The organism is Psychrobacter nivimaris (assembly GCF_904846365.1).
GTDB lineage: Bacteria > Pseudomonadota > Gammaproteobacteria > Pseudomonadales > Moraxellaceae > Psychrobacter > Psychrobacter nivimaris_B.
In genome coordinates this window covers 1-15,069 of the sequence record NZ_CAJHAL010000007.1, presented here as the reverse complement: position 1 = coordinate 15,069, position 15,069 = coordinate 1, and the positions used below count along the sequence as shown (strand labels likewise).

The 15,069-nt window shown below is 42.9% G+C and carries 16 protein-coding genes; 9 read left to right on the top strand and 7 right to left on the bottom strand.

Going from position 1 to position 15,069, the window contains the following annotated elements; all coding sequences use genetic code 11:
* The 4 genes from JMX63_RS04690 to adk all read left to right on the top strand — a co-directional run bounded on the left by JMX63_RS04690 (position 1) and on the right by adk (position 3,497).
* Positions 1–678, top strand: coding sequence for a DsbE family thiol:disulfide interchange protein (locus tag JMX63_RS04690; protein WP_201571265.1), 678 nt, complete (start codon positions 1–3; stop codon positions 676–678).
* The gene (locus JMX63_RS04685) at positions 675–1,232 is read left to right on the top strand and encodes a cytochrome c-type biogenesis protein (RefSeq protein ID WP_406947816.1); all 558 of its coding nucleotides are present in this window, start codon (positions 675–677) and stop codon (positions 1,230–1,232) included. Before JMX63_RS04690 ends, JMX63_RS04685 begins: the two co-directional genes overlap by 4 nt.
* Positions 1,229–2,509, top strand: coding sequence for a c-type cytochrome biogenesis protein CcmI (ccmI, locus tag JMX63_RS04680; RefSeq protein ID WP_101206371.1), 1,281 nt, complete (start codon positions 1,229–1,231; stop codon positions 2,507–2,509). Before JMX63_RS04685 ends, ccmI begins: the two co-directional genes overlap by 4 nt.
* Positions 2,510–2,843: 334 nt before the next feature.
* Positions 2,844–3,497 carry an adenylate kinase gene (gene adk / locus JMX63_RS04675; protein WP_179798483.1) on the top strand — a complete coding sequence of 218 codons (654 nt, stop codon included), beginning with the start codon at positions 2,844–2,846 and terminating at the stop codon, positions 3,495–3,497.
* Between the two features lie 192 nt (positions 3,498–3,689).
* On the opposite strand, the gene secB is transcribed toward adk, so the two are convergent.
* The 4 genes from secB to rsgA all read right to left on the bottom strand — a co-directional run bounded on the left by secB (position 3,690) and on the right by rsgA (position 6,729).
* Positions 3,690–4,142, bottom strand: a complete 453-nt coding sequence (secB, locus tag JMX63_RS04670) for a protein-export chaperone SecB (protein ID WP_057760989.1) — start codon at positions 4,140–4,142, stop codon at positions 3,690–3,692.
* A 192-nt stretch (positions 4,143–4,334) separates the two neighbouring features.
* Positions 4,335–4,598, bottom strand: a complete 264-nt coding sequence (gene grxC / locus JMX63_RS04665) for a glutaredoxin 3 (RefSeq protein WP_021813631.1) — start codon at positions 4,596–4,598, stop codon at positions 4,335–4,337.
* Between the two features lie 350 nt (positions 4,599–4,948).
* Positions 4,949–5,404 carry a rhodanese-like domain-containing protein gene (locus tag JMX63_RS04660; protein ID WP_201571264.1) on the bottom strand — a complete coding sequence of 152 codons (456 nt, stop codon included), beginning with the start codon at positions 5,402–5,404 and terminating at the stop codon, positions 4,949–4,951.
* Positions 5,405–5,625: 221 nt separating this feature from the next.
* Complete coding sequence (gene rsgA, locus JMX63_RS04655) at positions 5,626–6,729, bottom strand: ribosome small subunit-dependent GTPase A (protein WP_201567344.1); 1,104 nt, start codon at positions 6,727–6,729, stop codon at positions 5,626–5,628.
* Positions 6,730–6,959: 230 nt separating this feature from the next.
* Here rsgA and orn point away from each other — a divergent pair, with 230 nt between their 5' ends.
* Positions 6,960–7,547 (top strand): oligoribonuclease, encoded by a 588-nt coding sequence (gene orn / locus JMX63_RS04650; RefSeq protein ID WP_057760984.1) that lies wholly within the window; start codon positions 6,960–6,962, stop codon positions 7,545–7,547.
* A gap of 119 nt (positions 7,548–7,666) precedes the next feature.
* On the opposite strand, the gene JMX63_RS04645 is transcribed toward orn, so the two are convergent.
* Together JMX63_RS04645 and JMX63_RS04640 are read right to left on the bottom strand one after the other, a co-directional pair.
* Complete coding sequence (locus JMX63_RS04645) at positions 7,667–8,521, bottom strand: UDP-2,3-diacylglucosamine diphosphatase (RefSeq protein ID WP_201571263.1); 855 nt, start codon at positions 8,519–8,521, stop codon at positions 7,667–7,669.
* 123 nt (positions 8,522–8,644) lie between these two features.
* On the bottom strand, positions 8,645–9,160 hold the full coding sequence (locus JMX63_RS04640) for a peptidylprolyl isomerase (protein ID WP_201571262.1): 516 nt from the start codon (positions 9,158–9,160) through the stop codon (positions 8,645–8,647).
* Positions 9,161–9,472: 312 nt separating this feature from the next.
* Between JMX63_RS04640 and JMX63_RS04635 the strand changes: the two genes are divergently transcribed.
* The 4 genes from JMX63_RS04635 to JMX63_RS04620 all read left to right on the top strand — a co-directional run bounded on the left by JMX63_RS04635 (position 9,473) and on the right by JMX63_RS04620 (position 14,597).
* The gene (locus JMX63_RS04635) at positions 9,473–11,212 is read left to right on the top strand and encodes a glutamine--tRNA ligase/YqeY domain fusion protein (protein ID WP_201571260.1); all 1,740 of its coding nucleotides are present in this window, start codon (positions 9,473–9,475) and stop codon (positions 11,210–11,212) included.
* A 427-nt stretch (positions 11,213–11,639) separates the two neighbouring features.
* Positions 11,640–12,278 carry a peroxiredoxin gene (locus tag JMX63_RS04630; RefSeq protein ID WP_201571258.1) on the top strand — a complete coding sequence of 213 codons (639 nt, stop codon included), beginning with the start codon at positions 11,640–11,642 and terminating at the stop codon, positions 12,276–12,278.
* A 219-nt stretch (positions 12,279–12,497) separates the two neighbouring features.
* Positions 12,498–13,160 (top strand): glutathione S-transferase family protein, encoded by a 663-nt coding sequence (locus JMX63_RS04625; protein ID WP_201571256.1) that lies wholly within the window; start codon positions 12,498–12,500, stop codon positions 13,158–13,160.
* Positions 13,161–13,646: 486 nt separating this feature from the next.
* Positions 13,647–14,597 (top strand): META domain-containing protein, encoded by a 951-nt coding sequence (locus JMX63_RS04620; RefSeq protein WP_201571254.1) that lies wholly within the window; start codon positions 13,647–13,649, stop codon positions 14,595–14,597.
* Positions 14,598–14,667: 70 nt separating this feature from the next.
* On the opposite strand, the gene JMX63_RS04615 is transcribed toward JMX63_RS04620, so the two are convergent.
* Positions 14,668–15,069: transposase (locus JMX63_RS04615; protein ID WP_201571253.1), on the bottom strand; the 402-nt coding region annotated here is incomplete at its 5' end.

Below are 15,069 nucleotides of genomic sequence, written 5' to 3'. Positions count from 1 at the left end.
ATGACTACCTCAAACAATGAACCTGATAGAAAAGCTCAGCAAGAGGCTGTCAAAGACCCTAAAGTTGCGAGCAGCAATAAAGTAAAAAGTAAGAAAAAACTTAAAATTGGGTTTTTGATTCCGCTGGTTATCTTTATTGGTTTGGTCGCCATGCTCTATATGCGTTTGGGCAAACCGACTGATATCGTAACCAATACGGCACTTGAGCGTCCAGTACCTGCCTTTGAGCTGCCATTATTATCAGATACCAGTCGTATCATGACCAATGACAACTTGCCAGATAAGCCATTCCTCATGAATATTTGGGGCTCTTGGTGTCCAACTTGTATCATTGAGCATCCTTTTTTGATGAAGCTAGAAGAGCGCGGTGTTAACTTGGTGGGCGTAAACTACAAAGATGATATTGGTGATGCATTAGGGTATTTGAATCGCGGTGGCGACCCGTTCTCTATGTCTATTCAGGACTTGTCAGGACAGTTCGCTCTTGACTTAGGTCTGACTGGTGCACCTGAGACTTTTATCGTCGATGGGGATGGGATTATTCGTCAGCATATCATCGGTGAGATCAATGAGAGCAATTGGCAAAGTCGTATTACGCCTTGCTTGATGGTACTCAATGACGCTAGTAATAATGGTGTCAGTCCAGATCCAAGCCAAGTTGCGGAGGCGTGCAAATGATGGCCTACCAAATAAGAAATGCGATCATAAAATTAGCAAGCTTGTTTATCGCTTGTCTATTGAGCATGGCAAGCTTTGCTGCCATTGATGTCTATGATTTTGATTCTGTGCAACAAGAAGCCCAGTACCGTGGTCTTATCGAAGAGCTACGCTGCCCAAAATGTCAAAACCAGAATTTGGCAGGGTCTGATGCGCCAATTGCCCAAGACTTAAAGCAAAAAACCTATGATTTGATAAAAGATGGGCGTAGTGATGGCGAAATTCGAGCCTATATGCAAGAGCGTTATGGCGACTTTATCAGTTATAAGCCGCCAGTACGTCCTTCAACATGGATTCTATGGTTTTTCCCACCATTGTTATTGATCGTTTTATTGGTCGGTTGGTTTTGGCAAAGTAAACGCCGTCAGCTTGTCGCCAGTGGCGAGAGTGGTGTGGCAGTAGATAACCATGTCAAAGCGTTGTCTGCCGCTGAAAAAGCAGAACTTGATCGCTTATTGTCACGAGCCAATAACGATGACAAAGACGACACTACAAGCCTTGGGGGCAAAAAATGACCATATTTTCTACTGTTGGCTTATTTATTGCGCTAAGTTTACTTGTCGCTCTTTTATTGGGTGTTATCACCATTAAGCCGTGGTTAAGAGCACCGCGTTCGCATAGCATGCCTGTGGACAATCAACTGCTGGATATCAACGTTGCTGTGTTTCGTGAGCGACTAGCAGAGCTGAAAACAGACAAAGACAGTGGTATCATTGATGACCATCACTATCAAAACCAGAAGCTTGAGCTTGAACGTCAGCTTTTGGATGCTCAGCGTGAAGTGTCACCAATGGTCACGCCAGGTATCAAAAGCCGATTGATTATTATGGTTTGGGTGCCTGTATTAACGGCCATGGCATATCTGATGGTCGGTGATCGCACACCTGTATTTGAGCTATGGGCTGCTGAGGACAAAGTCGGTCAAGTGGCAGACGATCTATTAACAGGTAGAATCGATCAGCCACCGGCTTGGGCAATTGAAGATGGTAATCAGCTGATTAGTGCCATGCAGACTAACGTCTATCGTCATGCCAGTGACTACAATCGCTGGATGCGCCTGTCGGAGCTGTTCTTGTCATTAGAGGCGACTGATTCGGCATTAGAGGCTTTGTCGCGCGCTTATCGTCTATCACCTGATAACGAAGAGATTGCGACCACTTATGCGCAGATTAGTTTCTTTGCTAATAAGGGTCAGTTAGATGCCAATAGCCGCCGAGTGTTAGAAAACATACTGGCCAAAAACCCAGAGCATGAGGGCGCACAAATGCTTATGGCGATGGGTGAAGCCCGTGCTAGTAACTTCGATCAAGCGCAAGGCTGGATTAAACGTCTGCGTGACAGTATCGCGGCCAAACCAGGCGATCATACGCAAGCGCTATCAAGTCTAGATGAGCTTAGCGCTAATGTGGTGATGCAGCAGCAGCAAGCCTCTGAAGGCGTCGAAGTGACAGTCAAAATAAATGCTAGTCTGTTACCATTGGTAAAAGCTGACGATACGCTGTTTGTAGCGATACGTGACGTGAAAGGTGGTCCACCATTTGCTGCGAAGCGTCTACCGATTAGCAATATCAAACAAGGCGAAGCGGTTATTAGCCTAAGTGATCTTGATGCTATGATGCCAGAGCGTACCCTAGGGTCGGCTCGTTCTGATAAAGTACAGCTAGCGGTCATCGCTCGTATCAGTCATAGTGGCAATGCTACCGCAGAGTCAGGCGACCTCTCGGGTAATCCAGTGGTTATCAGCGCAGAACAAAATCAGGTCAACGTGGAAATAAATCAGCAAGTTCCATAGCCATAGTAGTAATATAAATACTGGACGCTAATGGTATTTATTATATAGACGCTGTTGCTCAGTATGGACGCGAGCAGCAGTGTTATGATTGACTTGATTAAAAGAGATATAAAGGTAACCCAGATATATAAATGGGCACTCTAAACGCAGTCAATACTGCTGCTTTTTATCTTGAATTGACCATGTATGAACAGATAAGTCATGCCAACTTGTCACATCAATAATGAAAATACTTGAGCTTTGCAGGGCCACAAGGTAAGGTAGCTTTGCAAACAACTAATCCCAGAGTTTTATTAATCCCAAAATCCTATCTATTAAGGAGAGTCGTGTAATGATGCGTATTATTTTACTAGGACCACCAGGCGCCGGTAAAGGTACCCAAGCCCAGTTTATTTCTAAAGAATATGATATTCCACAGATCTCAACTGGCGACATGCTACGTGCAGCAATTAAAGAAGGTAGCGAGCTTGGCAAAAAAGCCAAAGATATCATGAATGCTGGTGGTTTGGTTTCTGATGACCTCATTATCAACCTAGTGAAAGAGCGTATCGCTAAGCCTGATTGCGTGAATGGTTGTATCCTAGATGGTTTCCCGCGCACTATTCCTCAAGCGCAAGCACTTGCAGACGCTGATGTTGCTATCGACCATGTTATCGAAATCAGCGTACCTGATGACGAAATCGTGAGCCGTTTGTCTGGCCGTCGTCAGCATCCAGGTTCAGGTCGTGTTTATCATGTCGATCACAATCCACCAAAGGTTGAAGGCATCGATGACGTCACTGGTGAAGCGCTCATCCAGCGTGAAGATGACCAAGAAGCGACTATTCGTGACCGTCTATCTACTTATCATGAGCAAACATCAGCATTGGTTGGTTTTTACCAAGACAAAGCTAAAGAAGGCGGTGATGCGCCTAACTATGACAAGTTTGATGGTACGCAAGGTATCGATGACGTTAAGCAGCAAATTTTGTCTGCACTAAAAGGCTAACTATCGAGGTTAGCTAATTGATTTAGCCAGTCGATGTAGTCATTGAAGACCCTGTTTAATAGCAGGGTTTTTTTATGGCTGATAATTTTATGCCTCATAAAACATACCCACAAAAAAACCGCTTACTCATTATAAGTAAACGGCCTTTTATCAAATATACGACTGGTAGAGCTCATATATTTTAATTAATGCTTATGCATTACCTTGAGCATCAACTTGCGCTTGCTGCTGACTCTGTGCATACGCTTGATCAAAGTTCACAGGTGCTAGTAGCAATTGTGGGAAGCTACCACGCGTCACGATATCACTGATGACTTCACGAGCATATGGGAACAACACGTTAGGGCAGTATGCGCCTAGGATTTGACCGATTTGATCTTCTGGAATGTCTTTTAGTAAGAAGATACCTGCTTGATGCACTTCAGCGATAAATGCTGCTTCTTCCGCATTTTTGGCAGTAACGCTCACAGTTAGGATGATTTGATAATGATCGTCATCTAGTTTTTCAGCGTTGCTAGACAAATTGATATCAAGCTCTGGGTTCCACTCTTTGGTGAATACGCTAGCGCCTGGGACTTCAAGTGACATGTCTTTTACGTAGATGCGTTCTAGTGCCAATTGTGGTTGTGCTTGTTCTTCAGCCATGGTAAATCCTCTAAAATTAAATCAAATGATTGGGCAAATCGTCATTTTAATAAACGTTCATTGTAATATAAATCGAGACTATTTTTTGGTATTGTCTCGATATTTTTTATCATTACTTCTTACTACTCTATTAAAACGTGCCACTGTCTATCTTTACATAAATAAAGACAGACAGTAAAGAAAGGTAGCAGATTAACCTGCCAATAGCTCGTCAAGTTTGCCTTGCTGGTTCATTTGGTTAAGTTCATCAAAACCACCGACAAAGGTTTCACCAACGAAGATTTGCGGCACAGTGCGGTAGTTATTGGTTTTTTTCATCAGCGCTTGACGCTCTTCGCTGCTCATATCGTGCATACCGATTTCTTCATAATCAACGCCTTTGGTTTTTAGTAGTTGTTTGGCGTTTGAGCAGTATGGGCAGATAGGGGTAGTGTAAACTTTTACAGATACAGTCATGGTAAATCCTTATTTATAAATTTATGGGATAACAAACGTATTATAAAGAGCATGATAAATTATCATAGTCAAAGCGTTGGTATAGTCTGTTATCAATGAGTAAAGTAAAAATGCATTCGGTGATGCTCATTACTAAAGTGGGGATAAGCACAACAAATTCAAGCCGTTTTGGCTCAAAACGTATTTTAGTGCTGTAAAACATGATAAACAGAACATAAAAAATAAACCACAAAAAAAGACACCTGATAAAAAGGTGTCTTTTTTATAGCGTTGATAACGTTAGTCAGGTCGCATAAACATCGGCTAAGCGATGTGTATAAACGCTTCACTTAAGCGCCTATACAGGTCTATTACTTGCTTAGACTTGGTTTTGTTTTACCTTTAGCCTTTGCTTTGGCGTCTTTTACACCAACCAATGGCATGCCAGCGCCTTGCCAGCCGCCAATACCGCCCTCTAAGCGATAGACACTATCTTTACCAATCATCTGAATCGCAGCGCCTGCTTGGACGCCCATGTCGCAGATGATAATCACTGGTTGCTCAATCGCGCGAATCTCTTCTAAGCGGTCTTTGATGTCAGTGAACGGTATGTTACGGCTGCCTTGAATATAGCCTGATTCAAACTTCTTCTTAGCGCGAATATCGATCAATTGCGCGTTTTGAGAATTGACCATCATGCCAAGCGTGTTAGGCGATATCTTTCTACCGCTACGTTTGTTTTCAATCGTAAAAAACAGTATAGCAAGTACGGCTAATATACCAAATAAAAACGGGTGGTTGCCCACAAATTCCAGCGCACGATCCAAACCATACCTCCAAAAAAATAAGTGTTCTATTAAGCTGAGAAGACAGCCCAATGATATCGAACAAGGCGCTATTATACCGATAAGGTCATCTATAGTAAACGGGCGATGACATGGGCAATAATTGGGCGGTTATTGTACCTATCTATGGATCTTCTCAGCCTAATAAAAGTATTTACTCACATGACCGCTTTTAACTAAGACGGACACTAACAAGCCAAATATTAATAAGGCTTAGTATCTGCCTCTTCTCGTAGCGTAACGAGGTTTTCAACGCGGCGCTGCAATACCTCACCATCAGCGACTGCTTGCCATAGTGCGCAGCCTTTGCTGTTGTGAGTATGGCGACAGTCACGGAATTGGCAATCACCGGCCAATGGTGCTAGCTCAACGAAGCCTGAAATAATATCGTCAGGGGTAAGGTGCCAAATACCATATTCACGAATCCCTGGTGTATCAACGATACCGCCTTGGGTGAGATCTTCTGGATTGAATGGCAACAGTCTACTGGTCGTCGTGGTGTGCTGACCGAGCTTAGAGTTTTGCGAAATGATATTGACGCTCTGTCCAGAGTCAGGAAGTAGGGCATTGATTAAGCTGCTTTTGCCGACGCCAGATTGACCCGCGAAGATGACCAGCTTTTTATCTATATAGCGTTTTAGTTCATCAAGGCCTTCTTGCTCATCGCTCTCAGCGATATTTTCAGGGCAGTCCACCGAAGTCAGAACGCTTTCATAACCAAGCGCGGCATACTGCGCCAATAACTCATTGGTATCCACACCGTTTTCTGCTGCCAATAAATCGGCTTTGTTGAGTACCAATAGTGGTTTGACACCTGCATGATGGCATACCACGAGATAGCGATCGATCAGCGTTGGCGCGGCGGCAGGCAATGGCGCAAAAACAATCGCCAAAATATCAACATTGGCGGCAACAGGTTTGAGCTTATGATAGCGGTCAGGACGAGAAACCAGCGATGTACGCGGTTTGACCGCTTCGATACGTCCAAAGCCAGTATTTGAGTCAGCATTCCAGCGTACTTGATCACCAGCAGCTAGCATCGGTAGATTGGTACGCACATGACAGCGCCAAATATCATTTAACTCAAGCGTTTGCCAGAACGGCTCAGGATCATCAGGCGCAATCTCTGGCTGCTCAGGTATGACAGCTGGCAGGCTAGTGACTTGTACTTCTAGTTGCTTACCGTAATGCGCCATGACCACGCCATCCATCAAACTGTCATCAATACTATCTTGATTGGACAGTTGCTGCTTGTCGATGCGACGAATCTGTTGTTTAGTCAGTTTGCGTTGCCGGATTAATGCCATGGGTTTTTGACCTATTATAAAAATATTGCTAAGTGTAGCGTGAAAATTTGCTAACATACAGCCTAAAGCGTCTGCGGCAGACAGTGGTTTTGTAATATTTTAGCTGCTTGCTAGATTTTTTGAATCAATCAGGGCATGACAATGCTGCCTGAATATGAGTATTCAACCGTAATACGTTTTTTAAATTATGTTTAAAACTGTCCCAAAATTTAATGACCATAGGATATTGTATGACTACCGGCGACCATCCCAACAAGATCAAAATCAAAAATCAAGGCAAAAAAGGGCTGGTGTGGATTGATTTAGAAATGACCGGACTTGATACCTTAAACGATGAGATTATCGAGATTGCTACTGTCGTTACTGACGAAGATTTGAATGTACTTGCTGAAGGGCCTGTGTTTGCTATTAAGGTATCGGATCAAGTCTTAAATAAGATGGATGACTGGAATACCAAGCAGCATGGTCAATCAGGATTGGTCGATCGTGTACGTCGTAGTACGGTGACATTGGCAGAAGCCGAAGCGGAGACTATCAAGTTCCTAAACAAATGGGTTGATAGTGGTAAATCGCCAATGTGCGGTAACTCTATTTGCCAAGATCGTCGATTTATGGCGCGTCAAATGCCAGAGCTTGAGCGTTTCTTCCATTATCGTAATCTTGACGTGTCATCAATTAAAGAGCTTTGTTTCCGCTGGCGTCCTGATATCTTAAAGAACTTCGAAAAAGGTGGCAGTCATTTAGCCTTAGACGATATTCGTGACTCTATCCGTGAGCTAAAGCACTACCGTCAGCATTTCTTTAAGCTAATACCTTAAAAAACTGGCAAGCGATAAGCTATTTAAAAGTGTAGTAAAAGAATTGTAGTAAAAAATAAAAAGGGTCTGTTGATATTTCAACAGACCCTTTTGTTTTTTAGATAGGTTCAACGATCAAGTCAAACAAGCATTGTAAACTCAAACAATTCAAACCCAGCATCATTACTACTAAAGCTGTCATTTGAATGCTCGTTATCTGTCACTGCACCAATCACAGCACTGACTTTCGGCTGGCGCGTATCTTTATCTAACAATCGCCAGTCGCCAAGCACGTAGCGCTTTTTCTCATTAGTTGCCTGATGAATGTCTGGACGATGAGTATGTCCGTGTAATAATGCATCGCTAGTAGTGATGGCTTGACGTACGGCTTTATCATTCACGTCCATAATATGCGCAGCTTTGTTCGCATTGTTCTGTTGGCTTTTTTTGCGCATATTATCTGCGATGGCTAAGCGTTTTTCTAATGACTTATTAAGCAAATACCACTGAGTTAAACGATTGCGCATAATTTTGCGAAAAAACTGATATTTTTTATCATCAGTACAGAGTGCGTCACCGTGTTCTAAGCGGTAATTCTGCTGACCAACAGGCAAAATATACGGTTCGTTGATCAGCTCACCACCGAACAGATTACAGAACGGCTGACCCAATAAAAAATCACGGTTACCGTGCATGACCAATATCTCACAGCCATTGATACGTAGCTGCTTGAGTTTGGTGATAAGTGGAGTCAACCAGTGCGCTATCTTCCCGTCTTCTGACAACGATAAATACGTATCATCACCCAGCCACACCTCAAACCAATCACCCAATATAAAGAGGCGTTTGAGCGCTGGCAGGGCGAGACAGTCATCTAATAGCGCCAAAAAAGCCTGCACTAAGGCAGGCTCCTGAGGCGATAAATGCAAATCGCTAATCAATACTTGCCGCACTTGATGAGGGCGGGTCGTGATTAAGTGATTAAAACTTTGCATTTATCTTGATCCTCGTGACTTATCGTATGGCGAGCATGATTTAATAAACTCTACTAGAAAATGCTCGCTCATTCACAGCTATCGCTAAGTAACTATTACTGAGTAACTGCTATTGAATGACTATTACTGAGTAATGATGGTTGCTGAGTTGATAACAACTGGCTCTTTTGGCACATCAGCATGCATACCGAAACGACCAGTTGGTACGCTGCGCATTTTTTCGATAACGTCCATACCGCTTGTTACTTTACCAAATACCGTGTAACCCCAACCTTGCATATTTTTGCCAGAGTGGTTTAGGAAGTCGTTGTCTTTTACGTTGATGAAGAACTGGCTAGTCGCTGAATGCGGATCTTGGGTACGCGCCATTGCGATAGTACCTTTGTCATTTTTTAGACCGTTGTCCGCTTCGTTTTCGATAGGCGCATTGGTTGGTTTTTCATTCATCTCAGCGTCCATTCCGCCGCCTTGAATCATGAAGCCATCAATGATGCGATGGAAAATTGTACCGTCATACTGACCAGATTTTACGTAGTTTAAAAAGTTTTCTACGGTTTTTGGTGCTTTTTCTTCGTTGAGTTCGATAACGATCGCACCCATATTGGTGTCTAGTTCTACTACTGGTGGCATGTCTACCATGGGATATTCCTTTTTGATTGCAGCGCCTTAAATAGCACTATTGTGAGTGGTGGTTAAAAAGTTATGGCTAGTCTAACGGCTTTTTTATCCCGTGTCATGTATCAGGCTGTTAATGCGTTTGCGAAACCTGATAGAATAACGCAACTTTACCCATTTTTGACAAATTTTGATAATGCGGTAGCACTATCTAAGTTTTAATATTCTCGCTTTATTTTAATATTCTCGTTTTATTTTAACACTTTAGTTTAAACGTTTCGTGATGCGTGATGGCACGCACCATGAACTGACAATTTGCGTTAGGAGCAATGCCCGATGAGTGATCACTCAAGCAACAATGCACAAAAAGATGAACAAAAAAACGATTTTATTCGCAATATCATTCGTGATGATGTCAAGGCGCAAAAATACCCACAAATCGTGACGCGCTTTCCACCAGAGCCAAACGGCTACTTGCACTTGGGGCACGTAAAATCTATCTGCCTAAACTTTGGCGTGGCGGAAGAGTTTGGCGGTGTTTGTAACCTGCGCTTTGATGACACCAACCCAACCGCAGAAAAGCAAGACTTCATCGACAACATCGAGAACGATGTGAGATGGCTAGGGTTTGAGTGGGCAGGGGATGCGCATCATGCGTCAGGGTACTTTGACCAGTTGTATGCATGGGCTGTGCAGTTGATTGAGCAGGGCGATGCCTATGTAGATTTACAATCGCCTGAGCAAATTAAAGAAAACCGTGGTTCATTTAATGAGGCAGGCACAGCGTCACCGCATCGTGATGCCAGTGTTGAAGAAAACTTGACTCTTTTTAACGACATGAAAGTAGGTAAGTTTGCAGAAGGTAAAGCTGTGTTGCGCGCCAAGATTGATATGGCAAGCCCAAACATGAACCTACGTGACCCTGTCATCTACCGTGTCATGCATCAAGCGCATCACCAAACGGGTGATAAGTGGTGCATTTATCCCATGTATGATTTTGCCCATCCGCTTTCTGATGCACTCGAAGGCATTACCCATTCATTGTGTACGCTGGAGTTTGAAGATCATCGTCCATTTTATGATTGGGCAGTTGAAAAAATTGGCTTTGATGTACCACCGCATCAGTACGAGTTTAGCCGCTTAAATGTCGATCATACCTTGACCAGCAAGCGTAAGCTTAAACAGTTGGTTGACGAGAATATCGTTAGTGGTTGGGATGATCCGCGTATGCCGACGATTGCTGGCATGCGTCGCCGTGGTTATACACCAGAGGGTTTACGTGACTTCTGTGAGCGTGTGGGTGTAACCAAAGTAGACAGCGTCGTTGATTTTCGCTTATTAGAATTTAGCATTCGTCAATCATTAGAGACGACAACGGCTCGTGGCATGGCGGTGCTTAAGCCGTTAAAAGTAACGATTACTAACTTTGCAGAAGCGGTCAGCAGCTGGGAGTCGCAAAAAGCCGATAGCGTTAATGCACGTTTTGATGATGCGACGCAGACGCTTTGGTTGACTCAGCCGAACCATCCTAACGTCGATATGGGTGAGCGTGAGATTCCGTTTACCGAGACGCTATACATCGATCAAGGTGATTACGAGATTGAGCCGCCAGCAGGCTACAAGCGTCTTTCTCCAGAAAAGCCAGAGATTCGTCTGCGTAACACTTATGTGCTAGCCGTCACTGAGCATATCACTGATGAAAATGGTAATGTCGTTGAGCTAAAAGCGACGATTGACCCTGCTACTTTGGGCAATAACCCTGAAGGGCGTAAGGTCAAAGGCGTGATTCATTGGGTATCAGCCAGTCAAGGTGTGCCAGCGACCGTACGTATGTATGAGCAGCTATTCAGTGCTGAGGACCCAAGTGGCGTCGCTGATGTTCATCAAGCGCTAAACCCGAACTCGCTCACTGAGCTAAATGCAGTAGTTGAGCCATCTTTGGTCAATGCTGATGCTGGCACGCGCTTCCAGTTTGAGCGTGAAGGTTACTTCATCTCCGACAGCGAAGATCACAGCACTGATAAGCCAGTATTTAACCAAATCGTTAGCTTGCGTGATAGCTATAAGCCAGCTTAATTTATGTTGACTCAGTATATGAAAAGTATCCTTATCCAAATAGATATTTTGAAATAATACTGAACAATAGTAGTTTATAAGTTAGCCCATTTCTAGTACGCTAGGGATGGGGTTTTTTATGTGTAGATATAAAGTTAAGTATGATTATAGTGCGAATTTTGCTTATGGGATGCAGGTATGGTGGTTTAATTATTTATCAAAGCTGCTTGTCCATAAAATTCATTAAAAAATTTGTCCATCAGCTTAGAGGTAAATGGAATAACCGCATTACAATCCGTCACAAGACATTCATAACCAGTTTGTTACTATAAAGTCAGGTTTTACGGATGTGCTTTGCATTTTTATGGCGAGCACATCGATGATAATAATAGAGCGCGCGGCCAACGGGTCGATACAAGCGTTCATCAACATAGCTAAGGAATAAAGCATGGCACATTTACGTTTAGGCGATACCGCACCAAATTTTGACGCGACAACCACTGATGGTGATATCAGTTTCCACGAATGGGCAGGGGACAGTTGGGTTGTTTTCTTCTCACATCCTTCAGATTATACGCCAGTATGTACCACTGAGCTTGGTCGTACCGCAGCACTAGGCGGTGAGTTCCAGAAGCGCAATGTTAAACCAATTGCGCTATCGGTTGATGGTTTAGAAGATCATAAAGGTTGGGTAAGTGACATTGAAGAAACCCAAGGTACTGCTGTCAATTTCCCTATCATTGCAGACCCTGAGCGCAAGGTTGCAGATCTTTATGACATGATTCATCCAAATGCTGACAATACAGCGACGGTCAGAAGTGTGTTTATTATTGATCCTAAGAAAAAAGTACGCTTAACACTGACTTATCCAGCCAGCTGTGGCCGTAACTTTGATGAGATTATTCGTGTGATTGATGCGATGCAATTGTCTGATGAATATAACGTAGCAACGCCTGTTGATTGGAAAGATGGCGACGATGTGATCATTCCTCCAAGCGTGAAAAACGAAGATATCGCTGCTAATTATCCTAAAGGTCATACCGAAATTAAGCCTTATTTACGTACCACACCTGCGCCTAACAAATAATTAGACTGATGTATAAATGTGATTAAATAAAGCCCCATGACTCAAGGTTATGGGGCTTTACTTATTTCTATTTTATGATTAATAACGCTTTGCCATGATGGTCAGATTAGGCTATAACTGTGGTATAGCGTATCAATATTTGTGCTTATCAGTACAATAACCATAATAAAGCGTATCAGCACTAAATCGCTGTCCAATCATTCTTACAAGGAGTTTGCTATGAAAAAACTATATATTACCCGTACAGCGCCCAATCCGCGTAAAGCGCTTATCTTATTGGCTTCAAAAGGTATTGATGTCGATGATATGGATGATGTCGATGTGATCGATATTGATTTTGCGGCAAATGAGCAAATGTCAGAAGCCTTTACGCAAATGAATCCGATGCAGACCGTACCTGTTTTAACCTTAGATGATGGTACCGTATTAAATGATTCTCAGGCAGTTTGTGAGTATCTGGATCGCGTTTACGGTGAGCGTTCAGTCATGGGTAATGATGTGGTACAGCGTGCGCAAGTTTGCTCTATGCGCCGTGTTGCAGAGTTTGAGGTGATGTATAACTTGATGCTCGCATTTCAGCACAGTCATCCATCTAAAGCACAACGTGTTGAGCAAGTGCCAGAGTTCGTCGCACCATCAATTGCTCGTGCTGTTAAAGCCATGGGGTATTTTGAGACAATCCTAGAAGGTCGTGAGTATCTGGTGGGTGAGCAGCTAAGCTTTGCAGATATCGTGCTATATTTGGGCTTAGATTTTGGTAAAGTGCTCAAGGTTGATCCGAATGAGCAAGGCAAAAACTTAGCCCGTTTTTATCAAATGATGAACGAGCGCTTCAGTATTAAAAATATGGCTAAAGCCAAACCTGCCAGTGTGAATGACTAAAAGGTTCTAGGGCGTGTCCTCAATTCAATCGATAGTTATCTAAATGGGTTAAAAATGGCTAAATCTTGCCAAATGGCGTCAAATAGCTGACTAATATCTCGATATTATCTGCGCTATTTTCCTTGTTTGACTGCCATTTATCTCATTTTTATCACCATTTTTAAAATGAGGATACGCCCTAGAAAAATAGTTTAAATCATAAAATTTGTCTATTAACCTATCCGATAAATTAATCGCTATAAAGCAAAACAGCTAACCTCAATCGTTAGCTGTTTTTTTATGAAATATAATAAAATTCAACATTTCGTTACATAGGTTAATAGTGCCAAGGTTATAGTGGTTAATCTAGCTTAGTTATATCAATTATGTTTCTAAATTATTTATTAAAGAGGACTGTTTTTAAATTATGACTTCTTTTGAATAGGTTTTTTAAAATATAGATGGTACGCGAGATAAGTTGTACAAGCTTACTAAGAGGTATGTAATATGGTAGGTAGCCGAAATAAGCCAACGTTAAAATTACTGCTATTACCCAGTATGATGGCAGTTAGTCTGATGCTAAGTGCGTGTCAAAAAGAAGCGGCGTCTAGTGAAAATGATACATCGCAGAATGCTGAATCTGGCGAGATGACAGACTCAGCCGTAAGTGAAGGTCTGGTATCTAGTATGAGCCCTACATCAGACGAATCTGAACCTGTTGAATTAACCGCTCAAGACAAGCTGACGACCACCTTATCTCATCATCGTTGGACGTTAGCAAATGCAGTCGACGCCAATGAACAACCTATGGCTGAATTTGCGAATATCAACAGTCAGGTAACGCTTGCATTCAACCAATATCAAGGGCAAGACACGCTAAGCTATAGCGTAGGCTGCAATACGATTAGTGCTGGCTATCAATTAAAAGGGCATACCTTAACTACTGAAGAGGGTATGAGTACAAAGATGTCTTGTGGCGATTTGGACGTGGCAGAAAACACCTTGAATACGTTGATGCAGGGCAGTAGTGAGTTCAAAATTGATCAAGGCGATAATCCAGTATTGACCCAGTTTACTGACGACGATGTGACTTTAGTATGGAATGGTAGGCTTACTGCGCAAGCGAAATATAACAGTAAGGGTGAAACAGTATTTTGGGCAGTAAACTCCGAAACAGCACCTTGCGAAGCAGGTAACTCTGAGCAGTGTCTACAAGTTAAACCTATCACCTACAATGATCAAGGTATTAAAACTCACGAAGGACAGTGGCGAGTATTCGTTGGTGAGATCGATGGCTATCAGCATGACAGCAAACACGAAGAGGTGTTACGCTTACAACGCTACCCGCTAAACATCGATGAATTATCAGAGACTAATGAGCTAACTAAAGATGATACTGCTGATGAAAAGTATGCTTATATATTGGATGCTGTGATTGAAAGTGCCGTTGTAGAGTAGTTTACTGTAGTTTGAGCATTTGAAATGCTCATAGCCATAGAGACCATCCCAGATTCTGTGTAACTGCCATTTAGATTAAATGCCTGCTTATACGGTCATCAAACATAATCATAAAGCGATTCAAAGCAGACGTCCAGTTACGGATGGGCATCGACCACTTTTTGGATGCCTGCTGGGTGGCTAAGTACACCACTTTGAATGCTGCCTGATCAGATGGGAACACCTTACGCTTATTCACTGCCGTCCGAATCACACTGTTTAGCGACTCTATCGCATTGGTGGTATAAATCACTTTTCTGATGTCTTTCTGATACTCAAAGAACACCGTTAAGCCCTCCCAGTTATTGCGCCAAGACTTGACCACGTGCGGGTAATCTTTGCCCCAAGTCTCATCAAAGTGCTCAAGATTGGCCTCTGCCATCTCAAGGGTATCAGCGCCGTAAATGGCCTTTAAATCAGCCGCTACGGCCTT